The 15,578-nt window shown below is 50.5% G+C and carries 14 protein-coding genes; 4 read left to right on the forward strand and 10 right to left on the reverse strand.

The genetic code is table 11. From position 1 onward, the window contains the following. Window positions 1-17: 17 nt before the first annotated feature. The 4 genes from IJG50_03740 (at window position 18) to IJG50_03755 (ending at window position 5,476) form a co-directional block, all read left to right on the forward strand. On the forward strand, window positions 18-1,799 hold the full coding sequence (locus tag IJG50_03740) for a HAMP domain-containing protein (protein ID MBQ3378960.1): 1,782 nt from the start codon (window positions 18-20) through the stop codon (window positions 1,797-1,799). 53 nt (window positions 1,800-1,852) lie between these two features. Continuing rightward, window positions 1,853-3,268, forward strand: coding sequence for a hypothetical protein (locus IJG50_03745; protein ID MBQ3378961.1), 1,416 nt, complete (start codon window positions 1,853-1,855; stop codon window positions 3,266-3,268). Beyond that, a complete protein-coding gene (locus tag IJG50_03750; GenBank protein MBQ3378962.1) occupies window positions 3,265-4,062 on the forward strand; it encodes a hypothetical protein in 798 nt (265 codons plus the stop codon). The genes IJG50_03745 and IJG50_03750 overlap by 4 nt, the downstream gene beginning before the upstream one ends. A 124-nt stretch (window positions 4,063-4,186) precedes the next feature. Then, window positions 4,187-5,476 carry a UDP-N-acetylglucosamine 1-carboxyvinyltransferase gene (locus tag IJG50_03755; GenBank protein ID MBQ3378963.1) on the forward strand — a complete coding sequence of 430 codons (1,290 nt, stop codon included), beginning with the start codon at window positions 4,187-4,189 and terminating at the stop codon, window positions 5,474-5,476. Between the two features lie 219 nt (window positions 5,477-5,695). On the opposite strand, the gene gdhA is transcribed toward IJG50_03755, so the two are convergent. From gdhA to argJ, 10 genes are all read right to left on the reverse strand, one after another. Further along, window positions 5,696-7,039, reverse strand: a complete 1,344-nt coding sequence (gene gdhA, locus IJG50_03760) for an NADP-specific glutamate dehydrogenase (GenBank protein ID MBQ3378964.1) — start codon at window positions 7,037-7,039, stop codon at window positions 5,696-5,698. 163 nt (window positions 7,040-7,202) lie between these two features. After that, window positions 7,203-7,862 (reverse strand): hypothetical protein, encoded by a 660-nt coding sequence (locus IJG50_03765; protein MBQ3378965.1) that lies wholly within the window; start codon window positions 7,860-7,862, stop codon window positions 7,203-7,205. 47 nt (window positions 7,863-7,909) lie between these two features. Then, complete coding sequence (locus tag IJG50_03770) at window positions 7,910-8,899, reverse strand: diaminopimelate dehydrogenase (GenBank protein ID MBQ3378966.1); 990 nt, start codon at window positions 8,897-8,899, stop codon at window positions 7,910-7,912. Between the two features lie 290 nt (window positions 8,900-9,189). Beyond that, complete coding sequence (gene rlmH / locus IJG50_03775; protein ID MBQ3378967.1) at window positions 9,190-9,669, reverse strand: 23S rRNA (pseudouridine(1915)-N(3))-methyltransferase RlmH; 480 nt, start codon at window positions 9,667-9,669, stop codon at window positions 9,190-9,192. Beyond that, window positions 9,666-10,457, reverse strand: a complete 792-nt coding sequence (locus tag IJG50_03780) for an MBL fold metallo-hydrolase (protein MBQ3378968.1) — start codon at window positions 10,455-10,457, stop codon at window positions 9,666-9,668. The genes rlmH and IJG50_03780 overlap by 4 nt, the downstream gene beginning before the upstream one ends. Window positions 10,458-10,727: 270 nt before the next feature. Then, window positions 10,728-11,216 carry a cytidine deaminase gene (locus IJG50_03785; protein ID MBQ3378969.1) on the reverse strand — a complete coding sequence of 163 codons (489 nt, stop codon included), beginning with the start codon at window positions 11,214-11,216 and terminating at the stop codon, window positions 10,728-10,730. Window positions 11,217-11,255: 39 nt separating this feature from the next. Continuing rightward, entirely contained in the window at window positions 11,256-12,164 is a 909-nt protein-coding gene (argF, locus tag IJG50_03790) for an ornithine carbamoyltransferase (GenBank protein ID MBQ3378970.1), read from the reverse strand. Between the two features lie 15 nt (window positions 12,165-12,179). After that, entirely contained in the window at window positions 12,180-13,370 is a 1,191-nt protein-coding gene (locus IJG50_03795) for an aspartate aminotransferase family protein (GenBank protein ID MBQ3378971.1), read from the reverse strand. A gap of 25 nt (window positions 13,371-13,395) precedes the next feature. Continuing rightward, window positions 13,396-14,265: an acetylglutamate kinase gene (gene argB, locus IJG50_03800; protein MBQ3378972.1), complete on the reverse strand. Its 870-nt coding sequence runs from the start codon at window positions 14,263-14,265 to the stop codon at window positions 13,396-13,398. Between the two features lie 24 nt (window positions 14,266-14,289). After that, a complete protein-coding gene (gene argJ / locus IJG50_03805; protein MBQ3378973.1) occupies window positions 14,290-15,510 on the reverse strand; it encodes a bifunctional ornithine acetyltransferase/N-acetylglutamate synthase in 1,221 nt (406 codons plus the stop codon). Window positions 15,511-15,578 lie beyond the last annotated feature (68 nt).

Consider the following 15,578-nt stretch of genomic DNA (forward strand, 5'->3'; position numbering starts at 1 on the left):
TATTTAGGAAGATCAGTATGTTCAAAAGCCTTCAGATGCGTATGACCTTTGTGCTCATACTTCTCATCGTCTGCATAATGATGGTCGTGGGCACCTTCATACTTCATGGCACTACTTCGTTTTATATACGCGACTTTACTACAAAAATGAACGTCGTATTCACCGATGAAACGAGGGAGACGCTGTCGCGCCAGGCGCAGGGCGAAAATGCCTACGTCGCGCTCAACAATCTGCTTTCGGCATATTCCGCTCAGATAGGCGTCACAGCCTACCGCAATTATTATATCCTCGACGGTCAGAACGCCGAGTTCCTTGAGGGCACCAACCCTGACGAGGGCATGCAGCTTTCGCGTACTCCCAATATAATAACGGCGCTGTCGGGCGACGTCGGTCAAAGCGTTTCTACCGTATCCGAATATATGGACTATGCCGTACCCATTTTTTCAGACGACGGCGCTGTCAAATATATCATATATGTAAAGGACACAAAGCAACAGGTACAGGAAGTCATGTGGATGATCTTCGCCGTTATCGTGCAGGCAATGATGCTCGGCCTTATTATCGCCGTGGGACTTAGCTTCCCGCTGGCGCGCACGATAGCCGCACCGATAGGCAATATAACGCGCGGTGCAAAGAAGCTCTCCGACGGCGATTTCGGCTACCGCCTGAACGTGACCTCGACGGACGAGATAGGCGTACTTACCGAGGCCTTCAACTCGATGGCAGGCGTTATAAACGACACAATGGAAGAGATAAATCAGGAGAAGAACAAGCTCGAGACCCTCTTTTTATATATGACCGACGGCATAGTGGCCTTTGATCCCGACGGCGGTCTTTTGCATATAAACAAGGTCTGCCGCGATATGTTCAAAGTGGACGACGGTGAAGAAGTTACTTTTGAGACGCTTTTCTCAAAAACAGACACTGGCGTTACTTTCGACGAGGTGCTCGCGCTTGAGCGAGGAAAAACGCTTATATACGACTTTGAATTAAATGAAAAATTCCTTGAGATAATCTTCGCCCGCTTCGACCCGGACAACCAGTACGGCGGCATACTCGCAATAATCCACGACGTGACCCAGCAGCAAAAGCTCGATACCTCGCGGCGCGAGTTTATCGCCAACGTCTCTCATGAGCTTCGCACGCCGCTTACGAATATAAAAAGCTACACGGAAACAGTACTTGAAAGCGACGACATACCGCCGGAGCTTCGTCATAAGTTTTTGGGCATCGTAGTAAACGAGGCCGACAGGATGACGCGCATCGTAAAAGACCTTTTGGTAGTATCGCGCCTTGACAACAACAGAATGGACTGGAAGTTCTCTCGTTTTTATCCCGAGCTTACGCTTCGCGGAACATATGAAGCCGTACTCATGGACGCAAAGAGGCATTCGCATGAAGTCACGCTTAATATAGAGAATGAACTCGGCACCATGACGGGCGATAAAGAGCGCATAGAGCAGGTAATAGTAAACATCTTATCAAACGCTATGAAATACACGCCCGACGGCGGACATATCGAAATAGTTGCCTCGCGCAATGACGACGTACTTAAAATAACCGTGGAGGACAACGGTATAGGCATACCCCAAAAGGACCTTCCTCGTCTTTTTGAGCGCTTTTACCGCGTAGATAAGGCGCGCTCGCGCGAACGCGGCGGCACAGGTCTCGGTCTTGCCATCGCGCGCGAGATAGTCTTGGCTCACGGCGGCACGATAAACATAGAAAGCGAACTTGACCGCGGCACAAAGGTCACGCTCACTCTCCCGTGCAAACTCAGCGCGCCCGTAATACACTGAGCGCCTATTGCGCAAAGAGCGTATATAATATAACTTTATAAAAGGAAGAACACGTGAAAAAGACAGATATCTTTTTAAACGTATTGCTTGTAATACTTATAATAAGCGCAGCTGTACTGACCATAAGAGTGTGGGCCTTCGACACGGGTATGCTCTCGAAGGAGGCGGCGCTTCCTCGCTTTATAACGCGTCTGGAAAACGGCCTTAAATACGGTGTTTTTCTCGACGCGCGCGAAAGCGTGCCCGAAAACACGATGATAGAGAGCTCTCTTATCTATCCTCAGGATATTGTGTTCTGCACAGACGCCGGCTCACGCATCATGCCGCCGTTCGACTCGGGACTCCGCCAGAGCATAAACGGCACGGCGTCAAGTCTTATAGGCGTAGTCATGTCGTCCGACGACTGCGTGGTAAATTTCGTATATGAAAACGAAATACGCGAGGCGCTCTCATTTAACTGTGTCTGCTTCTCATATGGATATAAGCTTGACTTTTCTCTTTACTCCAAGTATCTCGGCCTCATTTCGGACCGCTTTTTAAACTATGACAGCTTCGACTGCGCCGTCATCGCACAGAGAGGCGACCGCATCTTCGTATACTTCTTCTTAAAGGACACAAATGAAGGCATAGGCGCGTCAATGCCCGCCGACGGGCGCGTATCGGCGATGTATGCCGCGCTGCAAAGCGACAAAAGCTCCTTTGTGCCCTGCTCGTTCGGCTACGAGTTAAGCGACGAGCTTTCGTTTGAGCTGCCGCCCTACTGCGTTTTGTCCAATGAAGTCGTAAACGCCCCCAAGCTCTCCTCATATCCTTACATTTCGCCGGTCGAAGAGGGACAGGAGAAAATAAGAAAGGCGGAAAAGCTGTTAAAGCCTTTCGGCTTCAACAGCTCGTCAGGACGCTGGTATGAAAATGCCGACGAGCTTTCATATATTTCCGACTATGCGACGCTGAGTTTTACATACGACGGCTTTTTTGAATACAAGGCCCTTAGCGCCGATCGCGGCTTTACTCCCGCGGGTGCGTCCGAAGCGGCCGTTTTGGACCAAAGCCAGATAATAAGTACGGCGGCGGCGCTGATCTCATCAATATATTCATCGGCGCTTTCCGACAACGTATCCTCGGCCACATATGCCGGAATGGAAAAAAATATGCAGACAAACACTGTCCGCATCTACTTTGATTACTTTTTCGGCGGAGTCGCGCTTTATAAAAACGGCGCTCCAAAAGGCTACGGCGCTGTGATAGATATAAACGACCGCGGCGAGATAGTATATGCAAAGCTCATATCCGATGTGATACGCGAAGAAACGGTGCGCGCCGAAGCGATACCGCGCGATCTTCTGTTCTATACGATAGAGCTTCACGGTTATGAGAACATTTCATCTATAAAGTTCCTTTATTCGCAGTCGAATGACAAAACGGAATATATAGCCGGATACAGTGTACAGACGGGAGGCGGAGCATGAGCGGACGCGCTTTAAAATCGATATTCGTCGTGCTTTTTCTTGTCACGAATATTATTCTCTTGCTTTACACATCATATACATATTACATGAAGGTTCACATTGCTCCCGAGCTTATTACTAAGACCATAGCAGTTATGGAGCGCGGCGGCGTGGACGTTTCGCGCTCGCTTGTGCCGTCTTATAAAGAAAAGACGACGCCGCTTCTTCTTGTAAACGTGCCCGATACGGAAAAGCGCCTGACGGAGACGATTTTGGGGCAGAGCCTGTCCGAGCTTAAATATCAAAGCGGTATGTACGTAAACGACGACGGCGCGTACGTTATACTTTCGGGCGGAATGTCGGTGACGTGCGGCAATATCGCCGCCGCAGATACAGACGCGCTTTCGGCGGCGGAGGCTTTTGTTACGATGCTTGACGGCAAGCTGTCGTCGCACGAGCTTATCTCACAAGACGATGAGCACGGCGAATACGTATTCGGCCAATATATTGACAAACGCGCAGTAGAAGGCGCGCAGCTTCGCGTAAAAGTAAGCTCAAATATCCTTTCGGCCGAGGGAACGTATATATATGCACCTGTTTTGCCGGCCGCCGAAAACGGATACAGCGAGCCGCTCGACGTAATGCTCAAATTCCTTGCACAGGACACGAAAAGCAAAGAGATACGATCGCTTTTGCTTTGCTACATCGCCGAAAAAAAGATAAGCGCTTCGGGTCTCAGACCTGCATATTGTATAACAGACGAAAACGGATACAACTACTACTTTGACGCCGAAACAGGAGAGCGAATAAAGTGATATCCGAAAAAGTTTACAATTCGTACACATTCTTTTTGTAAAGAAAGCCGGATATTCATTTACAACTGCAAAAAATATGGTATAATATACTTAGTTATGTCTACATAAAAGGATGGTGAGGGATGTGGACAAGCTCGTAATTAAGGGGGGCAACCCGTTAAAGGGTGAGGTGACCATAAGCGGAGCAAAAAATGCTGCCGTTGCAATTATTCCCGCGACTATCGTAGTTGCCGGAGTTTGTCGTATAGAAAACATTCCCAATATCAGCGACGTTGATATAATATTGAAAATTCTTGCGCAGATGGGCGCAGGCGTTAAGCTGATAAATAAGAATTGTGTTGAAATAGATACCTCTCGTATTGAGCCTTCGGTCGTTGATTACGATCTCGTTAAAAAAATGCGCGGCTCGTATTACCTTATGGGCGCGCTGCTTTCGCGCTTTTCCGAGGCAAGCGTATCTATGCCCGGCGGATGCGATTTGGGGCCGCGTCCGATAGACCAGCATCTCAAGGGCTTTGAGGCTCTGGGCGCAAAAATCGATGTAAAATACGGCATAATGTGTGCAAAGGCACAGCATTTAAAGGGCGCTTCCGTTTATCTCGATGTGGTTTCCGTCGGCGCAACTATAAATATAATGCTTGCTGCGACGCGCGCAGACGGCGTTACTATAATAGAGAACGCCGCAAAAGAACCGCATATCGTAGATTTGGCAAATTTCTTGAACTCTATGGGCGCGCAGATATCCGGCGCGGGCACCGACAGTATAAAAATAAGAGGCGTAAAGACGATGCACGGCGGCGACTATACGATAATACCCGACCAGATCGAGGCGGGTACGTTCATGGTGGCGGCCGCGGCAACGAAGGGCAGCGTTCTTATTAAAAATGTTATCCCCAAGCATCTTGAGTCTATCACGGCGAAGCTTATGGAGATGGGCGTTGAGGTGGAGGAATACGACGAGGCCGTTTTCGTTACGCGCACTAAGCCCATATCCAAGGTAAATATAAAAACGCTGCCGTATCCGGGCTTTCCCACCGATATGAATCCGCAGGCAGCCGTGCTGCTATGTCTTGCAGATGAAGGCTCGAGCGTTATCAGCGAAAGCGTATGGGACAACAGATTCCGCTATACGGACGAGCTTAAGCGCATGGGTGCGCGCATCAAAGTCGACGGCCGAGTTGCCGTTATAGACGGCGTGGGCAGGTTTATGGGCGCAAAGGTTAAAGCGTGCGATCTGCGCGCGGGCGCGGCTATGATCATAGCGGGACTCTGCGCTACCGGCACCACGGAGATAGAGGATATTTCTCACATTGAGCGTGGATATGAAGACGTTGTGGCAAAATTCCGTTCGCTTGGCGCAGATATTAAAAAGATAATAGTGCCCACGGCGCCGCCTTATGAAAAGGCTCTTTAAGAATAGAGCTTTAAATAAAACGCTTTCAGAGCAATGTAGTTAAGATAAGACGGCAGGAAGAATACCTCATACAAAAAGCGATATATACCCCCAAGCAGGACAATAAATAAAAAACTGCCCGGGGGTATTTCTATCTAAAGAAAAGGCAAGTTAAGTATTCTTTATATAACAAAAAGGAAGCCTTCGGGCTTCCTTTTTTGTTATTCTGTTTTTAAGAGCTTAGATGCCCTGCGCCTTCATTGCTTCGGCTACCTTTAAGAAGCCGGCGATATTTGCGCCTGCAACAAGATTGCCTTCCATGCCGTATTCCTTAGCGGCAGCGGCAGCATTCTTGTATATATTTACCATAATACCGTGGAGTCTCTCGTCTACCTCTTCAAATGTCCAGCTGAGTCTCAGCGAGTTCTGGCTCATCTCAAGGCCGCTAGTTGCAACGCCGCCTGCGTTTGCAGCCTTTGCGGGACCGAAGAGTATACCGTTCTTCTGGAAGCACTCAACAGCCTCGGGAGTGGACGGCATATTAGCGCCCTCTGCTACGGCGTATACGCCGTTAGCAACGAGTGCCTTTGCGCCTTCCTCGTCAAGCTCGTTCTGCGTTGCGCAGGGGAGAGCTATATCGCACTTAACAGTCCAGATACCCTTGCAGCCTTCAACGTATTTGGCGTTCTTTTTAACTGCAGCATATTCCTTTATTCTCTTTCTCTCAACTTCCTTGATCTGCTTTATAAGATCAAGATCTATGCCGTCCTCGTCAACTATGTAGCCGTTCGAGTCGCTCATTGCGATGACCTTTGCGCCGAGCTGAGTTGCCTTTTCAACTGCGTAGATAGCAACGTTGCCGGAGCCCGATACTACTACGGTCGCGCCCTTGAAGGACTTGCCTGCAGCCTTTAACATCTCGTCGGTGAAATAGCAAAGGCCATAGCCCGTTGCCTGCGTTCTTGCAAGCGAGCCGCCGAAGGAGAGGCCCTTACCGGTAAGCACGCCTACGAACTCATCGCGAAGCTTCTTATACTGGCCGAACATATAACCTATCTCTCTTGCGCCTACGCCGATATCGCCCGCGGGAACGTCTGTGTCAGCGCCGATGTATTTCTGAAGCTCGGTCATGAACGCCTGGCAGAAGCGCATTACCTCGGCGTCGCTCTTGCCCTTGGGGTCGAAGTCGCTGCCGCCCTTGCCGCCGCCCATCGGAAGCGAGGTCAGGCTGTTCTTAAATATCTGCTCAAAGCCCAAAAACTTTATAACGCCTTCGTTTACGGAAGGATGAAGTCTGAGGCCGCCCTTGTAGGGACCTATCGCACTGTTGAACTGAACTCTGTAACCCTTGTTTACATGGATCTTGCCTGCATCGTCCATCCAGGTCACACGGAAGGAAATTGTGCGCTCAGGCTCAACTATCTGCTCAAGTATGCCTGCCTTTACGAAATCAGGACGCTTTTCGATAACGGGCTCTAAGGATTCAAGCACCTCTCTTACGGCCTGAAGATATTCTTTCTGATGCGCATTCTTTGCGGCTACGTTCTCGTAAACCGATTTTACATATTCATTTTTAAAGCTCATATGTATTGTTTCCTCCTAATATTTAATTTTAAAAAAATACCACAAATTATTATATTCCATTTTATTGCTTAACGCAACATTTTTTTTAAAAATTTCGTATTATTTTATTTTTAACGTGCAAATGACTGTTTTCTACCTAAATATTGCAAGTTTTTCAAATGATTCATTCATTTTTGGGCAGCGGCACGCTCAAAACATACTGCCAGGTGTCGACGCCGTTCGGTCTTGCCATAACATAGCATATAAGCTCGCATGAACCGTCTTCGTTTACAAAAAGGCCCTGCGCTTCAACGGAGTCGACAAACTCTGCGCCGTATGTCTCGGCGGCCAATATATTCGCAGCGTCCATAGCGCCCCAATACGTATATCCGAACATCGTAAACATTTGGTCAAGCTCAATGCGCGAGTCGGTTGCCGTATCGTAGTTTACGATATATACCGAGCCGTCAGTGCCGTACATCGGAACGAACGATTCATCTATGCGTATCGACACAATGGTATCATAAAGCGCCGTTTTCGGCGTTATGTATATCTCTATGCCCGAAAAGCCGCCGTTTATCGCCGTTTGTATATCGTCGCCGTAGAAAAGCATATTGATCTCGTCATTTATGCTCTTAGCCGCCTCTGTATCGGGGAGGAGGTTGGGTATTTCTATGTTGAGCGTTAAGTCATCGGAGTCAACGTGCTCCGACACAGCCATTGCAACATATTGCTCGACGCCGCCTTTTTTTGTATCTGTATCGCCGTTATCTGTTTTGCGGCAGGCAGTAAACACGCACAAGAATAAGGTCAGCGCAAGAATGATCGCCAATGTCTTTTTCATCATATCTCCTCCTTTTTAAAATGAACATTACTTTGCTTTATGATCTGTTAAAGCATTTTTGCACGCAGAGTTTCACCGTCGAGCGGGGAAATAAGAGCCGGCGGGATATCAAGTACGCTCTTTGCGCCGAAGTCTCCCTTCTTAGCAAGTCTGTAAGCCGCGCGCGCATATGCTACAAGTACGCTCGATGTAAATTCGGGGTTTGAGTCGAGCTTTAAGGAATATTCGATTATATGCTTTGTTTGTAAGTTTTCGCCTGTGCGTCCGCTGCGTATTACGAAACCGCCGTGGGGCATTGCGCTGTGGTCGCGCTTCAACTCCTCCAGCGAGATAAAATGCACCGTAGTGTCGTAATCGGAGAAATAGTTCGGCATATTCTTTATTTCGGCTTCAACGCGCGCCGCGTCGGCGCCTTCCTTTAATACGACGAAGCATTCGCGCAAATGTTTCTGGCGTGTTGTTAGCTCGGGATTTTCGCCGCTCTTTACGGCTTCAAGCGCAGACTCTACAGGTATAGTATACTGCTTTGCGTCGAGTACGCCTTCAACGCGGCGTATCGCGTCGGAATGGCCCTGGCTTATGCCCTTGCCCCAGAACGTGTAGTCCTTGCCTTCGGGCAGCACGGCCTGAGCATATACTCGGTTTAATGAGAAAAGCCCCGGATCCCATCCTACGCTGATTATCGAGGTGTGTCCCGTTTCCTTGGCAGCTGCGTCTACAGAGGCAAAATATTCGGGTATTCTTGCATGAGTGTCAAAACTGTCTATCGTGTTGAAAAGACGCGCGTAAACGGGACCCTGCTTCGGAAGATCGGTCGCCGATCCGCCGCAGAGTATGAGTACGTCCACTTTATCTTTATATGATGCAGCATCATCCGTCGATGCGACCGGCACGCCTTCTGTGAGAAGCGAGAGCGTCTTCGGATCGCGTCTTGTAAATACAACGGAAAGCTCCGTGTCCTTGTGCTGCCTTACGGCGAGTTCAACTCCGCGGCCGATGTTGCCGTAGCCTAAAATGCCTATTCTTATTTTTTCCATAGAAAACCTCCTGATTGTTTGACGTCCTTTTCGGAGCATACTTTTGTATATTTTTATTATTGTTTATATTATATAGTAAGCTTAACGCTTACGGCAATACTTTTTAAGGCTGAACATATTAAGAAAACATATAGGGGCGTTTGGAGCTTGAGCTCCTTATCATTTGCCTCTCCGAGCTTTCAAGACAGAGACGAAAAAAGCGGTCGTTTTATTGCTTCTTTCTATCGCCGCGCAGGCAAACGGAAAACCCAAAGACGCCTTTTTACTGCGGCGCTTTAATTCAAACGCTCCTATTTATGATAGCTTTCATGCGCGTTTATTTTAAACGCGCGGTATATCTGCTCAAGCAGTACAACACGGCAGAGCTGATGAGGCAGCGTCATTTTCGATACGGAGAGGCGAAGATCGCTTCTTTTTTTTATGTCTTCATAAAGCCCGTGCGACGAGCCTATAATAAAATTTATGCGCGAGGAGCCGCCTGTCATAAGCACGGCTATTCTTTCGGCAAAGACTTCGCTGGTAAGCTCGCCGCCTTCAATGCACATTGCAACGTTATATCCTTTTGATATATGCTTCTCTATCTGCTTTGCCTCCGAAAGAAGAGCGGCTCGAATTGCAGCCTGCGAGCTTTCGTCTGACACGCGCGCTTCCGGAAGCTCCACTATATTTATTTTGCAATAAGCCGAGAGACGTTTTTCATATTCCCGCATCGCATCGGAGTAGAATTTTTCACTCATTCTTCCCAATGCAATAATATTTATGTGCATCAAACCGTTATCGCCTCGCTTATAAATGCGGCGGGCGAAACGAAAAGACGCACGTCCTCGCCGTCATTTATACCGTTTTCTTTTAACGCTGTCTTTCCTGTGCCGTATGCCAGCGACGGCATGTTGTTTTCACGCGAAAGATGGCCTAGCATGGCCCATGTCGTACCCATCCGGACACTGTGCGCCAAAAAGGCGGCGCAGTCGTCGTTTGAAAGATGACCGCGTTTACCCGCCACCCTGCGTTTAAGACTTTCGGGATAATGTCCCGAAAAGAGCATGTCTATGTCATGGTTGGATTCTATGTAGAGTGCATCGCATCCCGAAAGCGCATTTGATACAGTGCGGCTTATATGTCCGAGGTCTGAGGCATAGCCAAGCTTTTTAAGCGTTTTTTCGTCGCGAAACACAAACCCAAGCGGATCGGCCGCATCGTGAGGAGTGCGAAAGGGCGTAATTTCAATATCGCCCAACGTAAAGGCAGTATTTTCGGCTATGATGTGCGCGCCGCCCGATACTCTGTCCGATATGGGCATTGAATACAGCGTGCTTTCGTTTACAAAAAGCGGTATATTATATTTTCGGCACAAAACGTCTACGCCCTTTATATGATCGTTGTGCTCATGCGTAATAAGAAGCGCGTCTATATCGGCGGGGTCCTCTCCCAGCGAGCGAAGCGCCTCTGTTATTCGCTTGCAGCTTACGCCCGCATCTACAAGTATACGCGTGCGTCCGTCTGTTATGAATGAAGAGTTTCCCGTACTTCCGGAAAAAAGAGTTTGAAAGGTCAGCATTATATTCTCCTATGGCAAAGAGTATTCGGAAATTTTTGCCGCTGCTTTTTATATTATAATAAAAAGATATCCTTTTGTCATGCCCTTTAAAAAATAAGTTGCATATTTATAAAGGCAATACGAGATCTTATGCACATGCCTTGCGTTAAAACTGTACGTAAGATCCTTCGGCGCGTTTGCGCCTATCAGATGAAAAGAACCCTCAAAGCGAAACCGCAAAAACAAAAAAACACAGGCGAAGCAGTCGCGCTTCGCCTGTCTACATAATCCCTAATATCCAAACTTCTCGTTTAAGGAGTCGTCGTTCTTTATCCAATCGGACACGTTTATCTCCTCGTATTCGTTTTCACCGCGTCTGAATACTATCGTTTCTATGCCCGCGTTTATTATCATGCGCTTGCACATCTGGCAGGAGTTCGCGTCGCTTACAAGCTCGCCCGTCTGCGCGTAAAACCCCACTACGTACATCGTCGCGCCTATCATGAGATCGCGCGCGGCGGCGATTATCGCGTTCGCCTCGGCGTGTACGCTGCGGCACATCTCGTATCGTTCGCCGCGCGGTATGTTCATCTTCTCGCGGAGGCAGAAGCCGAGATCGCAGCAGTTTTCGCGTCCTCTCGGCGCGCCGGTGTAGCCCGTCGAGATTATCTGGTCGTGCTTAACTATTATCGCGCCGTAGTTGCGTCTGAGGCACGTGCCGCGCGAAGCTACGGTCTGCGCGATATCGAGATAATAATTCGTTTTGTCGCGTCTGTTCATAACGGCGATACCTCCCTTCGGCGCCTTTCAAAATAGCTTTTACGCCATCAGCTTAACCATAACGGCCTTCTGGGCATGGAGACGATTCTCCGCTTCGTCGAATATCTCGCCCGCGTGCGCCTCGATTACTTCGTCGGTTATCTCCTGGCCGCGCTTTGCGGGCAGGCAGTGCTGCACCATAGCGTCGGGCTTCGCATACTTCATGACCTCGGCGTTTATCTGGAACACCTTAAACGCGCGGTTGCGCTCCTCGACCTCGGCCTCCATGCCCATGCTCGCCCATACGTCGGTGTATAATACGTCGGCGTCCTTCGCCGCCTTCGCGATATCGCTCGTCACAAGAAGCTTGTTTCCATAGCTCTTTGCAAAATCAAGCACGCTCTTGTCGGGCTGATACGCGTCGGGAGTTGCAATGGCAACGTCCATGCCCGCCTTGAGGCAGCCCACGATAAGCGAATTCGCCATGTTGTTCGCGCCGTCGCCGATGAACGTAAGCTTGCGTCCGTCAAAACCGCCCTTATGCTCGCGTATCGTCTGAAGGTCGGCCAATACCTGGCACGGATGAGCAAAGTCGGTAAGTCCGTTGATTATCGGGATAGAGCCGTACTTCGCAAGATTTTCCACCTCGTCCTGGCCGTAAGTGCGTATCATAATGCCGTCCAAAAATCTCGAAAGCGTGCGCGCCGTGTCCTGCACGGGCTCGCCGCGTCCTATCTGAAGGTCGTTCTTTGACAGAAAGAGCGCCTGGCCGCCCAACTGATACATACCCACCTCAAACGAGACTCTCGTGCGCGTAGAGGACTTCTGAAATATCATGCCGAGGCTCTTGCCTTTAAGATAATGATGCTCCACGCCCGCTTTCTGCTTCTTTTTAAGCTCGTCGGCAAGCTCGAGTATCTCGAATATCTCATCCTTTGACAGGTCTAAAAGCTTTAATAAATGTTTCATCGTGCGTTCCTCCCGTTATTTTATCTGCGAAAGTACCTTCTTTATTATTTCAAATCCCGCGTCGATATCCTCGTAGGATATCGTAAGCGGCGGCAGAAGTCTTAACGTATCGCTTCCCGCGGTGAGTGCAAGCAGCCCCGCGTCGATAAGCTTCGCGCAGAGCTCCTTATGCGCCATGCCCTCCACCTTTACGCCTATCATAAGGCCGAGGCCGCGCGTTTCGGTGAGATGAGCGTCGCCCAAATCCGCTATCTTCTCTCTTATATAATCGCCCTTTTTCAATACTTCGCTTAAGAATTCCGGCTTAGACACGCGCGAAAGCACGACGAGCGCGCCCGCGCTGACTATCGGATTTCCGCCGAACGTGGTAGCGTGAGTGCCGGGGCCCAAAACGTCCTTAAGATGCTCGCCGCAGAGCATTGCGCCTATCGGAAGACCGCCGCCGAGACCCTTTGCAAGCGTTACGACGTCGGGCTTTTCGGGCAGATATTCGCTTGCGAGAAGCTTGCCCGTGCGCGCGACACCTGTCTGCACCTCGTCGGCTATGACGAGAATATCGTTCTTACGCGCGATCTTGAATACTTCGCTTACGAATTCGGGCTTCAGCGGATTTACTCCGCCCTCGCCCTGAACTACCTCTATCATTATCGCGCATACCGTCTTGTCAACGGCAGCGCGAAGCGCCTCTATGTCGTTCGCGGGCGTATATTTAAAGCCCTCGGTGAACGGGAAGAAGAAGTTGTGGAAAACGTCCTGTCCCGTTGCGGCAAGCGTTGTCACGGTGCGTCCGTGGAACGAATTCTTTAGCGTGATTATCGTATGTCTGCCTGCTCCGTACTTGTCGAAGCTGTATTTTCTCGCAAGCTTTATTGCGCCCTCGTTAGTCTCGCCGCCGCCGTTCGCAAAGAACACGCGCGAAAAGCCCGTAAGTCGCGTAAGCGTTTCGGCAAGCTCTACGTTTACATCGCTGTAATAAAGGTTCGACACGTGGTTGAGCCTGTGCGCCTGCGCTGACACGGCGTCGGCCCATTCGTCGTCGCAAAATCCCAAAGAATTTACGCCGATGCCGCTCGCAAAGTCGATATATTCGCGCCCGTCGGTGTCGAAAAGGCGCGCGCCCTTACCCGACGCCGCGCATAAGGGAAAGCGGCCGTAAGTATTCATAAGGGAATTGTCTGCAATTTTTTTAATATCGTTAAAGCTCATTTCAACTCACATCCTGTTTTTTATCCTATTCGTTTATGAACATCGTTCCGATGCCCTCGTCGGACAAAAGCTCCACAAGTATGGAATGGCGCTCGCGTCCGTCTATGATATGCGTGCGATTTACGCCGCCCTTCATGGCGTTCACGCAGCAGTCTATCTTCGGTATCATTCCGCCGGAGATTATGCCCTCGGCCTTCAGCGCGTCTACCTCGTGTGCGCGCACTACGGGAATAAGCGTGCTTTCGTCGTCCTTGTCGCGCAAAAGTCCCTTTATATCGGTAAGAAGTATCAGCTTTTCCGCGCCCAGCGCAATGGCTATCTCCGCCGCCGCCGTGTCCGCGTTTATGTTGTAGGCGCTGCCGTCGTCCACGCCCGCCGCTATCGTGGCGATTATCGGAACGTAGCCGCCGTCGCGCGCCGTGATTATAACGTCGGGGTCGACCTTTGTAATATCGCCCACGAAGCCGTAGTCAACGCCGTCCTTCGAGAGCCGCTTTGCCCTGAGCATATTGCCGTCAAGTCCCGAAAGGCCCATTGCCTTGCCGCCGCGCTGCTCTATTAAACTTACGAGCTCCTTGTTGACCTTGCCGCAGAGCACCATCTTCACTATATCCATAGTCTCCGCGTCCGTATAGCGAAGACCGTTTATGAACTTGCTCTCCTTGCCCACGCGGCTGAGCATCTGATTTATCTCGGGGCCGCCGCCGTGCACGAGCACGATATGAATGCCTACTAGCGACAGAAGCACGATATCGCTTATAACGTCGTATTTGAGCTGTTCGCTCACCATTGCGTTGCCGCCGTATTTGACTACGATGGTCTTGCCCCTAAACTGCTGTATATAAGGTATCGCCTGAACGAGCGTGTTGGAACGCTCCAAAGACATATCCGACATAATTATTACCTCCAAATCAACAAATCACGTTCTGTAATCGCCGTTTATCCTGACGTACTCGTAGCTTAAGTCGCAGCCGAAAGCCGAGCCCTTCGCCTCTCCGTCCGAAAGGTCCACGAGCACCTTTATCTCGTTCTCTAAAAGTATTTCCTTAGCCTTTTCCTCGGAAAAATCGACGCCCTGTCCGTTCTCGCATACGAGAATGGTCCCCTTCGGGGACGAAAGCTCGATCTTTACGCGCTCCACCTTAAGCGGCGCATCGGCGTAGCCCAGCGCGCAGAGTATTCTGCCCCAGTTCGCGTCCGCTCCGAAAAAGGCTGTCTTTACGAGCGACGAATTGATGACCGATTTTGCAAGCGCGCGCGCCGTAAGCTCGTCGGGAGCGTTTGAAATTTCGCATTCTATGAGCTTAGTCGCGCCCTCGCCGTCCTTCGCCATGTTTTTGCAAAGTACGGTGCAGACTGACAAAAGCGCCTCTTTGAACGCGTCGAAATCGGCGCCCGGCGCCGTGATCTTTGCGTTTTCGGCCATGCCGCTCGCCATTATCGCCACGGTATCGTTAGTGCTCGTGTCGCCGTCGACACTAACGCAGTTGAACGTGCGGTCGGTCACGCCGCGAAGCGCCGCTTCGAGCATCTCGGACGATATGGCTGCGTCCGTCGTTAAAAAGCAGAGCATCGTCGCCATTTTGGGGCTTATCATTCCGGAGCCCTTCGCCATGCCGCCTATGCGCGCCGTCTTGCCCGAAAGCTCGAATTCAACGGCCGCTTCCTTTTTGAACGTGTCCGTCGTCATTATCGCGGCGGCCGCGTCCGACGCGCCCTTTTCGTCGGCCGTAAGGCGCGACGCGAGCACGGGCATTCCCGATTCGACGAACTCGACCTTCAAGGGCTGTCCGATAACGCCCGTCGAAGCAACGATAACGTCGGAGGCGCTTATCCCCAGCGCCTTTGCGGCAGCGGCGCACATGCGGCGCGCCGCGTCCTCTCCGCCCGTCACGCAGGCGTTCGCGTTGCCCGAATTTGCGACGACGGCTCTGGCCTTTCCGTCGGAAAGATTGTCCTTCGTCACATATATGGGCGCGCTTTTGACTTTGTTCGTAGTATAGAGCGCCGCCGCCGTACATTCTCTGTCGGCCGCGATGAGCGCAAGGTCAAAGCGCGACTTGTCTTTTCTTATTCCGCAGTGCATCCCCGCGGCACGAAATCCCTTTGCGGCGCAGACGCCGCCCGTTATTGTCTTCATGAGGACTCCCCCTTTTTCGGCTTTTTTCGTAACCCGGCCGTCAGTAAAACCATTTGTCCGCGCTTTTT

Source organism: Clostridia bacterium, assembly GCA_017405765.1.
Taxonomy (GTDB): Bacteria; Bacillota; Clostridia; order Oscillospirales; family RGIG577; genus RGIG577.